The 12,980-nt window shown below is 61.8% G+C and carries 8 protein-coding genes; 3 read left to right on the top strand and 5 right to left on the bottom strand.

Annotated features, from left to right (window positions below; genetic code table 11):
* Window positions 1–44: 44 nt before the first annotated feature.
* Entirely contained in the window at window positions 45–2,249 is a 2,205-nt protein-coding gene (locus P9875_RS23295) for an OsmC domain/YcaO domain-containing protein (protein WP_278316730.1), read from the bottom strand.
* Between the two features lie 228 nt (window positions 2,250–2,477).
* Here P9875_RS23295 and P9875_RS23290 point away from each other — a divergent pair, with 228 nt between their 5' ends.
* Window positions 2,478–3,005, top strand: coding sequence for a hypothetical protein (locus P9875_RS23290; RefSeq protein ID WP_219307430.1), 528 nt, complete (start codon window positions 2,478–2,480; stop codon window positions 3,003–3,005).
* Between the two features lie 76 nt (window positions 3,006–3,081).
* Here P9875_RS23290 and P9875_RS23285 read toward each other — a convergent pair whose 3' ends face one another.
* Both P9875_RS23285 and P9875_RS23280 read right to left on the bottom strand, forming a co-directional pair.
* Window positions 3,082–5,424, bottom strand: a complete 2,343-nt coding sequence (locus tag P9875_RS23285; RefSeq protein ID WP_423221861.1) for a TonB-dependent receptor plug domain-containing protein — start codon at window positions 5,422–5,424, stop codon at window positions 3,082–3,084.
* Between the two features lie 237 nt (window positions 5,425–5,661).
* A complete protein-coding gene (locus P9875_RS23280) occupies window positions 5,662–6,456 on the bottom strand; it encodes a PhzF family phenazine biosynthesis protein (protein ID WP_278316728.1) in 795 nt (264 codons plus the stop codon).
* A gap of 97 nt (window positions 6,457–6,553) precedes the next feature.
* On the opposite strand from P9875_RS23280, the gene P9875_RS23275 reads away from it, so the two are divergent.
* Both P9875_RS23275 and P9875_RS23270 read left to right on the top strand, forming a co-directional pair.
* Window positions 6,554–9,694 carry an error-prone DNA polymerase gene (locus P9875_RS23275; RefSeq protein ID WP_278316727.1) on the top strand — a complete coding sequence of 1,047 codons (3,141 nt, stop codon included), beginning with the start codon at window positions 6,554–6,556 and terminating at the stop codon, window positions 9,692–9,694.
* Window positions 9,695–9,733: 39 nt separating this feature from the next.
* The gene (locus P9875_RS23270; protein WP_278316726.1) at window positions 9,734–10,213 is read left to right on the top strand and encodes a GNAT family N-acetyltransferase; all 480 of its coding nucleotides are present in this window, start codon (window positions 9,734–9,736) and stop codon (window positions 10,211–10,213) included.
* Here the strand turns inward: P9875_RS23270 and P9875_RS23265 are convergent, their stop codons facing one another.
* Together P9875_RS23265 and P9875_RS23260 are read right to left on the bottom strand one after the other, a co-directional pair.
* Window positions 10,214–11,623, bottom strand: a complete 1,410-nt coding sequence (locus P9875_RS23265) for an FAD-linked oxidase C-terminal domain-containing protein (RefSeq protein ID WP_035821201.1) — start codon at window positions 11,621–11,623, stop codon at window positions 10,214–10,216. It abuts the gene before it with no gap.
* A 103-nt stretch (window positions 11,624–11,726) separates the two neighbouring features.
* Entirely contained in the window at window positions 11,727–12,977 is a 1,251-nt protein-coding gene (locus P9875_RS23260; RefSeq protein WP_200880277.1) for a low temperature requirement protein A, read from the bottom strand.
* Between the last annotated feature and the right edge of the window lie 3 nt (window positions 12,978–12,980).

Genomic DNA, 12,980 nt, shown 5'->3' with positions numbered 1-12,980 from the left:
CAACTGTTCCTGCCGAGCTGCCGCGCCGGCCCGTGCGCGTGACTTTAACGGGTTGTGGCCGCCGCCTTGGCGCGCGCCGCATGCAACTTCTTGAAGCTGTCGATCAGGCGCTGGTGCCTGTCGAGGCCTTCCAGTTGCATGCTGGTCGGGGTCAGGCCGAAGAAGCGCACGCTGCCGTCCACCGAGCCCAGCACCGCGTCCATCCGTTCGTTGCCAAACATGCGGCGGAAATTGACGACGTAATCGTCCAGCTCGAGCTCGTCATCGAGTTCCACTTCCAGCACCACGTTCAAGGCTTGATAGAACAGTTTGCGTTCGAGCGTGTTGTCGTTGTACTGCAGGAAGGTTTCCACCAGCTCTTTCGCTTCCTCGAACTGCTGCAGAACCAGATGGATCAGCAGCTTCAGTTCCAGCGTCGTCAGCTGGCCCCAGACCGTATTTTCGTCAAACTCGATGCCGATCAGGGTGGCGATGTCGCCGTACTCGTCGAGCTCGCTGTTTTCCAGGCGGTCGAGCAAGTCTTCCAGACTGGCATCGTCCAGTTTATGCAGGTTCAGGATGTCTGCGCGGAACAGCAGCGCCTTGTTGGTGTTGTCCCAGATCAGATCTTCGACCGGATACACCTCCGAATAGCCGGGCACGAGGATGCGGCAGGCCGTGGCGCCCAGCTGGTCATACTCGGCCGTGTAGACTTCTTTGCCCATGCCGGCGAGGATGCCGAACAGGGTTGCCGCTTCCTCGGCATTGGAGTTCTCGCCGTGGCCGGAAAAATCCCACTCGACAAAATCGTAATCGGCCTTGGCGCTGAAGAAGCGCCACGAGACGATGCCGCTCGAATCGATGAAGTGTTCGACGAAGTTGTTTGGCTCGGTGACGGCTTCGCTGGCAAAGGTCGGCTGCGGCAAGTCGTTGAGGCCCTCAAAGCTGCGGCCCTGCAGCAATTCCGTCAGGCTGCGCTCGAGCGCCACTTCCAGGCTCGGGTGCGCGCCGAACGAGGCGAACACGCCGCCCGTGCGCGGGTTCATCAGGGTGACGCACATCACCGGATACACGCCGCCCAGCGACGCATCCTTGACCAGCACGGGGAAACCCTGTTCTTCCAGTCCTTGGATGCCGGCCAGAATGCCCGGGTATTTCGCCAGCACGTCCTGCGGCACGTCGGGCAGGGCGATTTCGCCTTCGAGGATTTCGCGCTTGACGGCCCGCTCGAAAATTTCCGACAGACATTGCACCTGCGCTTCGACCAGGGTATTGCCGGCGCTCATGCCATTGCTGACGTACAGGTTTTCGATCAGGTTCGAGGGGAAGTACACGACCTCGCCATCGGAGTGGCGCACATACGGCAGCGAGCAGATGCCGCGCTCCGTATTGCCGGAGTTGGTATCGATCAGGTGCGAGCCGCGCAGTTCGCCATCGGGATTGTAGATGTCGAGGCAATACTCATCGAGTATCTCTTTCGGCAACGCATCCTTGCGGCCCGGCTTGAACCAGCGCTCGTTCGGGTAGTGGACGAATGGCGCGTTGGCGATGTCCTCGCCCCAGAACGATCCGGCGTAGAAATGGTTGTTGCTGAGGCGCTCGATATACTCGCCCAGGGCCGACGCCAGCGCGCTTTCCTTGGTCGCGCCCTTGCCGTTGGTGAAACACATGGGCGAATGCGCGTCGCGGATATGCAGCGACCACACGTTCGGAATGATGTTGCGCCACGAGGCGATTTCAATCTTGATGCCCAGGCCCGCCAGCAGGCCCGACATATTGGCGATGGTCTGTTCCAGCGGCAAATCCTTGCCGACGATATAAGTATTCGCGCCAGGGGCCGGATTCAGGGCCAGCAAGGCCTGGGCGTCGGCGTCCAGGTTCTCCACCTCTTCAATGACGAACTCGGGGCCCGTTTGCACCACTTTTTTCACCGTGCAACGGTCGATCGAGCGCAGGATGCCCTGGCGGTCCTTGGCCGAAATATCGGCCGGCAACTCGACCTGGATCTTGAAAATCTGCTGGTAACGGTTTTCCGGATCGACGATATTGTTTTGCGACAGGCGGATGTTTTCGGTGGAAATATTGCGCGTATCGCAATACAACTTCACGAAGTAGGCCGCGCACAGTGCCGATGATGCCAAAAAGTAATCGAACGGGCCGGGCGCCGAGCCATCGCCCTTGTAGCGGATGGGCTGGTCGGCGATGACCGTAAAATCGTCGAACTTGGCTTCGAGACGCAGCTTGTCGAGAAAGTTGACTTTAATTTCCATGAGGTAATCCAATACAGTGCTTATGAGTTAGGCGCTATTATCCGTGCTTTCTGCCGCAGGGCAAACATTGTTCACTGCGGCTGTGCTGGCCGGGAGCCGCTGGGGCGGGCCAAGGGGGCACGTTCCCCTACGAAGCAAGCGGATAGTCCATGGCTTTTCACCTATCGCACTGAAGGTTGTTTCTCTATTATGATTATTCTTGCTGATATACAAGAATCGCAAACTGTGATGGACGAGCTCGCATCGCATTGCGATTTTGACCTTGGCCGCGCCGCTCGGGACAGCTCCTGGATCACGCTGCAGCCAGAACATCCTTTCATGGTACTGGCCGGTGAAAGCAGCGGTGGCGTTTTTCTGGCGTACGGTGATGGCGAGGTCGAACGACGCCCTGTCCTGTATGTTACATCCGAGGGGCAGGCGGGCTGTATCGCCACCAATCTCACGGAGTTGATTGCCATGATGCTGGCGCTGCCTTACTGGCGCGACCTGCTCAAATTTTCAGAGGGTGGCAACTTGAAAGAGATGCGACAGGCCGCTCGGTTCAGCGAGCAGGACTACGTAGACGAATATGCCGAATTTTCTGCTGCCAGGAAACGGATATTGGATACATTACCTGTTCCTGTTATTGCTGATCCAGTCAAATTGCTGCATGACTGCGTACGCGCCACCGATTGCAGTGTCGTGGCCGAGGACGGCTGGCCTTACGAGTCGCTGTTTCATCATTTCAAATCAAGCGACAATCCAGACTGGACGTGAGTGTATGGACGCCAGCATGAAAAACAGCGGCTGCCCATGCTGGCGCAGCCGCTGTTTTTTTATGCGGATACGGTGATCAGAACTTCACCCACAGCCGGCCAAAATACGAGGCGCCGTTCAGGCCGAACTGCACGCTGTCGTATTTGAAACCGTTATCCGTCTCGCCCGCGTTTTGCGTGGTGGGCTTGACGTTGAAGATGTTGTTGCCGCCAAAGGTCAGCTTGGTGTTCTTGCTGATGCTGTAAGTAAAGCTCAGGTCGGCCGAGGTCTTGGCCGCGTAGCGGGCGTTCGGCACGCCATTGGCCGTGCCGCTGAAGGTGCCCAGGGTTTGCGGGCCAAAGTAGATGACGCGCAAGTCGGACTCCAGCTTGCCCGTGATGTAGTCGAAGCCCAGGGTGGCTTTCGCGCGCGGGCCGCCCTGTTCGATGAACAGGCGTTCGCGCTCGGACAGCAGGACATCCTCGAAGCCCGTCAGCGAGGCGGGCGTCTTGACTTTCGTCACTTCCGTTTTGCTCAAGTTCAAGGCCAGGAAGGTGTTCAGGCGGTTGCTGGCCAATTCTCCCTTGTGCGAAGCCGTCAGGTCCAGCCCGCGCGTGCGCGTGTCGACGGAATTGACGAAAAATTGCGCCTCCGTCACGCCCAGCTGGGCCAGGCGTGCCCCCAGGTCCGGGTAATTGCCGGCATTGAAACGGCCCGACAGCACGATGCGGTCCTTGATCTTGATGTTGTACAAGTCGGCCGTCACGGAAATGGCTTGCGTCGGCGTCCAGGTGGCGCCGAACGTAAAGCTGGTGGATTTTTCCTCTTTCAACTTGGGAATGCCGGCCGCGTTGGCGACGGCGCCGCCATTCGGCGCCAGCACCACGTCGGTGGCCACGCCGCCGACGAAGTCGGTAAAGGTGGACGAGAAATACACTTGCTGCAACGATGGCGCGCGGAAACCCGTGCTGGCCGAGCCGCGCAGCAGCACGTTCGGCGCCACTTTATAGCTGGCGGCCAGCTTGCCCGTCACGGTGGCACCGAAGTCGCTAAATTTTTCATAGCGCAAAGCCGCCTGGGTTTTCAGGCGCTCCGTCCAGTCCAGTTCCACGTCGCCATACGCGGCGATGCTGTGGCGTTTGGCTTTCGTCACATCGCTGGGCTGGAAACCGGGAAAGCCCTGGCTGCGGCCATTGCCGCCCACGCCCACGCCGTCGACGTCGCTGTAGGAGCCCGGTTCGCCGGCCATGATCTTGTATTCCTCGCTGCGGTATTCGGCGCCGAAGGCCACGTTCATGCCGCGCATCACCGTGTCGTAGTAGCGGCTGAAGTCGGCGTTGCTGGTCAGTTGCTGGAACGAAAAGCCACCCGCATCAAAGCTGCTGGCGCTGACGCCCTTGCCGCCGTTCATCAGGTCGAGATTGGCGATCGAGGCGTTCAGGGTATGGCTGACGTCGTAGCGCATCTTGTTGTAGCCATAGGTTTGCGAAAAGTCCGCATGCCATTCGCCGATCTGGCTGCGGTGGCCGATGGTGGCGTACTGGTCGTCGATCTTGCCGTTAATGAAAGGCACGAAACCATCGGGGTACATGGCGGCCGAATTGCGGGCAGGGACGTCAACGCTGCCGATGCCGTCGCGGCCAAACGCGGCGCTCGAGGCATCGCGCGTCTGCGCGCCGGCCGTGAAGTACAGCTTGCCCGTGCCGCTGGTGGCGTAGTCGCCATTCACGTACAGGGTTTTGTTTTCGGATTTGGTGTCGCCGATGATGCGCATGCTGTCCGCGTCGGCCCGGTTCGAGCGGCCCCGGTCCAGGTATTCGCCCGTGATGGCGATCGTGCCCTTGTCGCCCAGCGCAATGCCGCAGTAGGCCGAGGTCATATAATTCTTGCCGTCGCCTTCCGAATACTGGCTGTAGCCGGCCACGGCTTCACAGCCCAGGCTTTTTTTCAGTTCGATGTCGATCACGCCAGCGATGGCGTCCGAGCCGTACTGCGCGGCGGCGCCGTCGCGCAGCACTTGCACGTTCTTGATCGCCAGCAAGGGAATCGCATTCATGTCCGTGCCCGTATTGCCGCGGTTGCGCGCGCCGAACAGGTTGACGAGGGCCGTCGTATGGCGCCGTTTGCCGTTCACCAGCACGAGGGTCTGGTCGGAACCGAGGCCGCGCAGGGCGGCCGAATCGATCAGGTCGGCCCCGTCGGCGCCCGACTGGCGCGTGGAATTAAACGAGGGAGAAATGTATTGCAGCGATTGCGCCAGGTCGAACTGGCCGCCTTGCTCGGCGACCTTGGAAATCGGAATGATATCGACCGGCACCATGGTATCGGTGGCGGAACTGGCGACGCGGCGCGAGCCGACCACGCTGACCGTTTGCACGGGGCCGTCCGTGGCCGCAGGGTCGTTGCTCTGCGCCATGGCGGCGGGACTGAAGGCGGCCATGGCGGCGCTGCCGTACAGGCTGATGAGGACTGCTTTACGCAAGGTGGTGAGGGTCGGCACGCAGTATCTCCAAGTGGCTGATGAGCAAGATTCGTGACTTGATTCTAGTGCCATCATTTCATCATTCACCAGCGATACTTTGTTTTGTTATTACAAATTTGTAGTAACTGTTGTTTCCTGGTTGATTATCTTTTCGCCGCTGCCTGGCTTGCCTTGTACTGGTGCAGCATGCCCCGTTCAGGTGCTGCGTTGCACCATGCCGCCCACCCAGATTGCTTGCGTGCTGTATTGCACCTGGATCAGACAAGGTTGCTGCGTCACGTGGCCCTGATGCAGGCGCAGCGACTGTTGCAAATGTGCTGACAGCGCGCCCGCCGCCACGCCCGTGGCGCTGTCTTCCAGCGCCGGGTCGAGGTGGTTGAAGTTGCGGCCCTCGTACTCGTGCTCGCCCGTGCGGCAATACGCATAGCAGCCATTGATTTGATGTAAAGCGCTCCAGTCGGCGATCAGTTCCAGGTTCGGCCGCAGCGCGCGCAGGGTGGTGCGGTCGGCCACTTCCAGCAGCAGTTTCGGGCTGCCGACGGAGGCGATGACGGGCGGCGACAGCAAGTGCATGTGCTGGCCCATCAGTTCGGACGGCACATATTTTTCCAGCATGACGGACGGTGCCGGCTGCGGCGCCAGGCCGATGAACAGACCGGCTGCGTTGTACACCAGCTGCAAGGCTTGCCCGCGCATGGCCGTGGTGACCGTCAGGGTTGCTGGCGCGCCAGGCGCCGTCAGCAGCACATGCGCGGCCGCCAGGGTGGCGTGCAGGCACAGGGGGCTGCGCGTGTGCGGATAAAAATAGTCGAGCACGAGGCATCCCTCCGCGCCGTCCGCCTGCCGGTCGATGAAGACGCAGGCGCTGACCTGGCGCTCGCGGGCGAATTGCTGGCGCGCCGTTTCGCTGCTGTCGTCGTTTTCCACGACCAGCGCCGCATTGCCGCCACCGGGTGCGGCGCCGAAACATTTCAAGAGATGGACGATCATGGCGGGCGATGCGCAAGGTAAAACACCAGCATAACCGAGAAGCCGTATTCCAGATGAGTATAATATACTGTGTTTATATACAGTATTGAGGTAGATCATGTGGGGCGCCGTCTTACCCGAGTATGCTGAGTTGTACTGCCTGAGCAATTTCAGCTTCCTGCATGGGGCCTCGCATGCGGAAGAGCTGGTGGCGCGCGCCGTCCAGCTTGGCTACAAGGGGCTGGCCATTACCGACGAGTGCTCGCTGGCGGGTGTCGTGCGCGCGCATGCGACGGCCAAGCGGGCCGGTTTTCCGCTGATCATCGGCGCGCATTTTCATTTGACGCAGGCCGACGGCAGTCCGGCCCTGTCCCTGCTGGCGCTGGTGCGGGACAACGACGGTTATGGCAATTTGTCGGAACTGATCACCATGGCGCGCACGCGGGCGGCCAAGGGGCGCTATTTGCTGACGCCTGATGATTTCGCCGCGCCCTCGGCCGAGTTTGCCCATTTGCAGGGGCTGCCCGGCTGCCTGATGATCTTGCTGCCCAGCTATCCGGCCCAGCCGGAAACCGTGCGCGCACAGGGGGCGTGGATGGCGGCTACCTTTGGCGGCGAGCGCAGCTGGATCGGCCTGAACCTGCTGCAGCGGGCGCAGGATGACGCGCACCGCGGCGCCGTGCAGGAGGCGGCGCAGGCGCAGGGCTTGGCCGTGGTGGCCGTCGGTCACGTGTGCATGCACGTGCGTTCGCGCAAGCCCCTGCTCGACACCCTGTGCGCGATACGCGTGGGTAAACCCGTGGGCGAGTGCGGCTATGCGCTGGCGCAAAATGCGGAGCAGCATCTGCGCGCGCGCCTGCGCCTGGCCAATGTGTATCCGCCGCAGGCGCTGGCGGAAACCGTGCGCATCGCCAAGAAGTGCACATTTTCCCTCGACAGCCTGCGCTATGACTATCCAGTCGAGCTGGTGCCGCACGGCCACACGCCGGCGACCTATCTGCGCGAAGAAACGTATGCGGGCGCGCGCAGCCGCTTTCCGCTGGGTATTCCGGCCAACGTTCAGGAGCAGATCGAGCAGGAACTGGAACTGATCGCCGAGCTGTCGTATGAAGCCTACTTTTTGACCGTGTACGACATCGTGCGCTTTGCCCGCTCGCAAAATATCCTGTGCCAGGGCAGGGGCTCGGCCGCCAATTCGGCCGTCTGCTATTGCCTGCACATCACGGAAGTGGACCCGGCACGCGGCAACTCGCTGGTCGGGCGCTTCATGTCGCGCGAACGCAACGAGCCACCCGACATCGACGTCGATTTCGAGCACCAGCGGCGCGAGGAGGTGATTCAATATATCTACGGAAAATATGGGCGCGAGCGGGCCGCGCTGGCGGCCGTGGTGATCAGCTACCGGCCGAAAAGCGCCTTGCGCGACAGCGGCCGTGCGCTGGGGATCGACCTGGCCATCGTGGAAAAAGTGGCCAAGGCGCATCGCTGGTTCGATGGCAAGCGCGATCTGCTGGAGCGCCTGGCCGAATGCGGGCTCGACCCGGAGGCGGAACTATCGCAGCAGTGGGCCGGCCTGGCGCAGCAACTGCTGGGCTTTCCCCGCCACCTGTCGCAGCATCCGGGCGGCTTTGTGATTGCGCAGGGTAAGCTTTCTCGTCTGGTGCCGATTGAAAACGCCAGCATGGCCGAGCGCAGCGTCATCGAGTGGGACAAGAATGACCTCGAGGAGCTGGGCCTGATGAAGGTCGACGTGCTGGCGCTGGGCATGCTGTCGGCCCTGCGCCGCGCCCTGGAGCTGGTGGGGGCGCGGCGCGGCGAGGAATTCCGCCTGCAGGATATTCCCGCCGAAGACCCCGCCACCTACGACATGATGTGCCAGGCCGACACCATCGGCGTGTTCCAGATCGAGTCGCGCGCCCAGATGAGCATGCTGCCCCGGTTGCGCCCCCGTGAATTCTACGACCTCGTCATCGAGGTGGCGCTGGTGCGTCCCGGCCCCATCCAGGGCGGCATGGTGCATCCGTATCTGCAGCGGCGCCAGCAGAAAGAACCGGTCGACTATCCGAAGGGTCTGGAAAAGGCGCTGGGACGCACCCTGGGTATTCCGATTTTTCAGGAGCAAGTGATGCAGGTGGCCATCATCGCCGCCGATTTCACGCCCGGCGAGGCGGACCAGTTGCGGCGCGCCATGGCGGCCTGGAAACGCAAGGGCGGCATGAACAATTACCATGACCGCATCGTCGATGCCATGGTGGACAATGGCTATGAGAAAAAGTTTGCCGAGGCCATCTTCAGCCAGATCGAGGGCTTTGGCGAATACGGTTTTCCCGAGTCGCACGCGGCCAGTTTCGCCCTGCTGACGTACGCCAGTTCCTGGCTGAAATGCCACGAACCTGCCGCCTTTCTGTGCGCCTTGCTCAACAGCCAGCCGATGGGCTTTTACAGTCCCTCGCAACTGGTGCAGGATGGTCGCCGGCATGGCGTGCACGTGCTGCCCGTCGACGTGGCCGTCAGCGGCTGGGAAGCGGCATTGGAAGACGGGCAGGGCGCCGCGCCCGCCGTGCGCCTGGGCTTGAACAGCCTGTTCGGCATGCGCGCCGAGGCGGCTCTGCGCATCGAGGATGCGCGCGCCATTACCGCCTTTGTCGACGTGGCCGACCTGGCCCGGCGTGGCGGCCTGGACCGCCATGACTTGCAGGTCTTGGCAGCCGGCAACGCCCTGCACGCGCTGGCCGGCCACCGGCGCGAGGCCTTATGGCAGGCGGCCGGCGCCGTGCCCGACAGGGATTTGCTGCGCGTCACCACGCAAGAGGAAGACTTGCCCGTGTTGGCCGCACCGACGGAAGGCGAGAGCATCGTCAGCGATTACCGCGCGCAAGGCCTGACTTTGGGTCGCCACCCGCTGGCGCTGCTGCGCAGGCAATTGCTGGAGCAGCGTTTCCTGCCCGCGTCCGCGCTGGCCAGCTACACGGATGGCCAGCTGGCACGCGCCTGCGGCATCGTCACCGTGCGCCAGCGTCCGGGCACGGCCAAGGGCGTGATCTTCATGACACTGGAAGACGAGACGGGCACCGTCAACGTCATCGTCTGGCCCGACCTGGTGGAAAGCCAGCGGCGCGAAGTGCTGAGCGCGCCGCTGCTGGGCGTGTACGGCGTGTGGCAGCGCGAGGGTATCGTGCGCAACCTGGTGGCCAAGCGCCTGGTCGACATGTCGCATTTGCTGGGACGCTTGCGCACCAGCAGCCGGGATTTCTGTTGATGCTTGTCAACATTATCCAGGTGGTGGCATGATTGTTATATGACTACTTTGCCAGAACCGATACTGCGTCCCGCCCTCGTCGCCGACGCGCCCGCCATCGTCGCCCTGATCGACGACCTGATGCCCTTTTTGACCCTGCACCCGGACGGCGCGGGGGCGGAAAAGTTCATCGAACATTGCCGCCAGCCGGCCATCGAAGGTTATCTGTCGCAGTCGCGCTACGCGTATCAGCTCGCGTATATCGACGGCGCACTGGCCGGCGTGGTGGCGATGCGCGACAACACGCATCTGTTCCACATGTTCGTGCCGCGCGCCCTGCACCGGCGCGGCATGGCGCGCCGTTTGTGGCAGGCCGCCCGCGATGCGTCGCTGGCCAAAGGCGATGTGACGGCCTTTACCGTCAACTCCTCGATGTATGCCTTGCCCCTGTATGAAAGCCTGGGCTTTGTCGCCACGGGGCCGAAGGTGGAGGAGGGCGGGATTGCTTTCGTGCCGATGCGCATGGAATTGACGGCCTGATTACCAGCGTACGATCTTGCCCGGATTCATGATGTTCTTCGGATCGAGCGCATGTTTCAGGGCGCGCATGGTGTCGATGGCGCCCTCGCCATGTTCTTCCACGAGGAAGGCCATCTTGTGCATGCCCACGCCGTGTTCGCCCGTGCAGGTGCCGTCCATGCCGATGGCGCGCGTGACCATGTCGCTGTTGACCTTTTCCGCGCGCGCGATGTCGGCCGGGTCATCGGGATCGACCAGCATCTGCACGTGGAAATTACCGTCGCCGACGTGGCCGATGATGGCGTAGACGAGGCCCTGCGCTTCGCAATCGGCCTTGGTGGCGAGGATGCATTCTGCCAGGCGCGAAATCGGCACGCAGCAGTCGGTGGAAATGGCGCGGCTGTCGGGGCGCATCTGCAGTAGCGCGAAATACGCGTTGTGGCGCGCGGCCCACAGGCGCGAGCGGTCTTCGGGGTGGCTGGCCCATTCGAAATCGCTGGCGCCGTGTTCCGCCGTGATGGCTTGCACCAGCTGCGCTTGCTCGGCCACGCTGGCCGGCGTGCCGTGAAATTCAAACAGCAACAAGGGTTTCTCCGGCAGCGCCATCTTGTCGTAGGCATTGATGGCTTTCACGCCATTTTCATCGAGAAACTCGACCCGCGCCACAGGAATACCCATCTGGATGGTCTGGATCACGGCGCTGACGGCTTCGCCCGTGCCGGGGAACGAGCACACGGCGGCCGAGATCGCTTCCGGCAGCGGATACAGTTTGACCGTCACTTCCGTGATGATGCCCAACGTCCCTTCGCTGCCGACGAACAAGCGCGTCAGGTCGTAGCCGGCCGACGATTTTTTCGCCCTGGTCCCCGTCTTGATGATGCGCCCATCGGCCGTCACCACCGTCAGGGCCAGCACGTTTTCGCGCATGGTGCCGTAGCGCACGGCGTTCGTGCCCGAGGCACGCGTGGCGGCCATGCCGCCCAGCGAGGCATTGGCGCCGGGGTCGATGGGGAAAAACAGGCCCGTGTCGCGGATTTCTTCGTTCAGTTGCTTGCGCGTCACGCCAGCCTGCACGGTGGCCGTCAAGTCTTCACTATGCACTGCCACCATCTGGTGCATTTGCGACAGATCAATCGTCACGCCGCCATGCAAGGCCAGCACGTGGCCTTCAAGCGAGGTGCCGCTGCCATAGGCGATGACGGGCACGTCGTGTGCGCTGCACAGCTTGACGGCGGCCGCCACTTCCTCGGTGGAATGGGCGAAGATGACGGCGTCCGGCAGCATGGGCGGATAGCTCGACTCGTCGCGGCCATGGTGTGCACGCATGGCTTGCGTCATGGAAAAGCGGTCGGCAAAGATCAGGGAAAGTACGGCAGCAAGGGATGCGGGCAGCGGTTTTTTCAGTACCGCCAACTGGTCAGTTTGATTCACGCGAGTCCTCCGTTTTTTTTATTCTACCCCGCGCCCGGGGATTTTATCGGTGGACTCTCGCATCAGCCGCGCTGATCGGGCTTGCCTGCCGGCGACCCTGCCACTAGTGGGACGTGAGCATGTCACCCTGGTGACGATGTCCCAGTACCTCATAGCCGACGACCGTGATGACCGGTGCAAAGAGCAGAATGCCGAGGCATTCAACGATATTCGCGCCAAAGATCGCCGCCATGATCGCCGTCGCGATGACGGCAGCTGTTGCGAGCAGAAGCCATAGATGCAGTTGATCGTAGCGGCGCACAAGAAAATAGTGGAGCGCATAAATCAAGGCGAGAAAAATGGTCACGGGAATCGCGGTGGCGAGCAGGGCCGGGAGTGTGCCGATATGGGCCTTGTTTTCAATCAGGTTCGCCGCGACGTCAAGACCCGCGCCCGTTGCCACAATAGATGCAATGATCAATATCTGCCCATAGCTCCAGATGAAAGCGCGTGAGCGATGCACGTGCAGCACATGCGCCGACGGTAGAATGGAGTACACCCACCACATGCCAAAGGTCAGCCCGACGCCTGCAATGCAAGCGAGTGCCGTTTCCAGCGTCCAGCCCTGGTGCTCCATTTCGGCAGACAAGGTCGCGACCGTACCGACCAGTCCTTCACCCAAGGCAAGGATGGCGAACAGGCTGTAGCGTTCGGCAATGTGCTCCGCGTGCCAGGGCGTACCGCCATCCTTGCGCTCCGCCAGCACGGGGCCGGCAAACTCGATGAGAAACCAGAGGGCAGCCAGGGTCATGGTCACGTCCATCGAGAAAGGGAAAAGAATAATCGCTATCCAGCCTATCTGGGCAATCGCAATGGCGGCGGCATAGGTGAGGCACGCGCGGCGCCGCGCGAGGTCTTGCCTCGCTGCCCGCAACCATTGAAATATCAGCGCCACGCGCATGATCACGTAGCCGAGTACCATCACCGAATTATCCAGCTGCTGGCCGTGTTCGAGGGAAGAGAACAGGCGCGGCAAGCCTACCGCCAGCACCAGCACGCCCGTCATCTGTACCATTGTGGTGATGCGGAAAATCCAGTCGTCAGTGTCGTAGGCGGATGCAAACCACGTGAAATTGAACCAGGCCCAGCAGATGCAGAGGCTGGCGAAGCCAAACCCGATGAGCGCGCTGGCGTAATGGCCTGCCGCGAGCGCGTGTGCGAACTGGGCGGCGGCAAACGCAAAGCATGTGACGAAAGTCAGGTCGAATAACAATTCCAGGGACGATGCGACGCGGTGTGGTTCGTGCGGATCGCGTCCGGACATCCGCCGTAGGTGATGGTGGAAAACTTTGACAACAGAATCAGATGTGCTCATGCT

This window comes from Janthinobacterium rivuli, assembly GCF_029690045.1.
Lineage (GTDB): Bacteria > Pseudomonadota > Gammaproteobacteria > Burkholderiales > Burkholderiaceae_D > Janthinobacterium > Janthinobacterium rivuli.
This window is presented reverse-complemented; position numbering and strand designations above follow the sequence as displayed.

Coding starts and splice junctions, on each gene's coding strand:
- P9875_RS23295 (WP_278316730.1), bottom strand. CDS start 2,249: ATGGAAATTAAAGTCAACTTTCTCGACAAGCTGCGTCTCGAAGCCAAG.
- P9875_RS23290 (WP_219307430.1), top strand. CDS start 2,478: ATGGACGAGCTCGCATCGCATTGCGATTTTGACCTTGGCCGCGCCGCT.
- P9875_RS23285 (WP_423221861.1), bottom strand. CDS start 5,424: ATGGCCGCCTTCAGTCCCGCCGCCATGGCGCAGAGCAACGACCCTGCG.
- P9875_RS23280 (WP_278316728.1), bottom strand. CDS start 6,456: ATGATCGTCCATCTCTTGAAATGTTTCGGCGCCGCACCCGGTGGCGGC.
- P9875_RS23275 (WP_278316727.1), top strand. CDS start 6,554: ATGTGGGGCGCCGTCTTACCCGAGTATGCTGAGTTGTACTGCCTGAGC.
- P9875_RS23270 (WP_278316726.1), top strand. CDS start 9,734: ATGACTACTTTGCCAGAACCGATACTGCGTCCCGCCCTCGTCGCCGAC.
- P9875_RS23260 (WP_200880277.1), bottom strand. CDS start 12,977: ATGAGCACATCTGATTCTGTTGTCAAAGTTTTCCACCATCACCTACGG.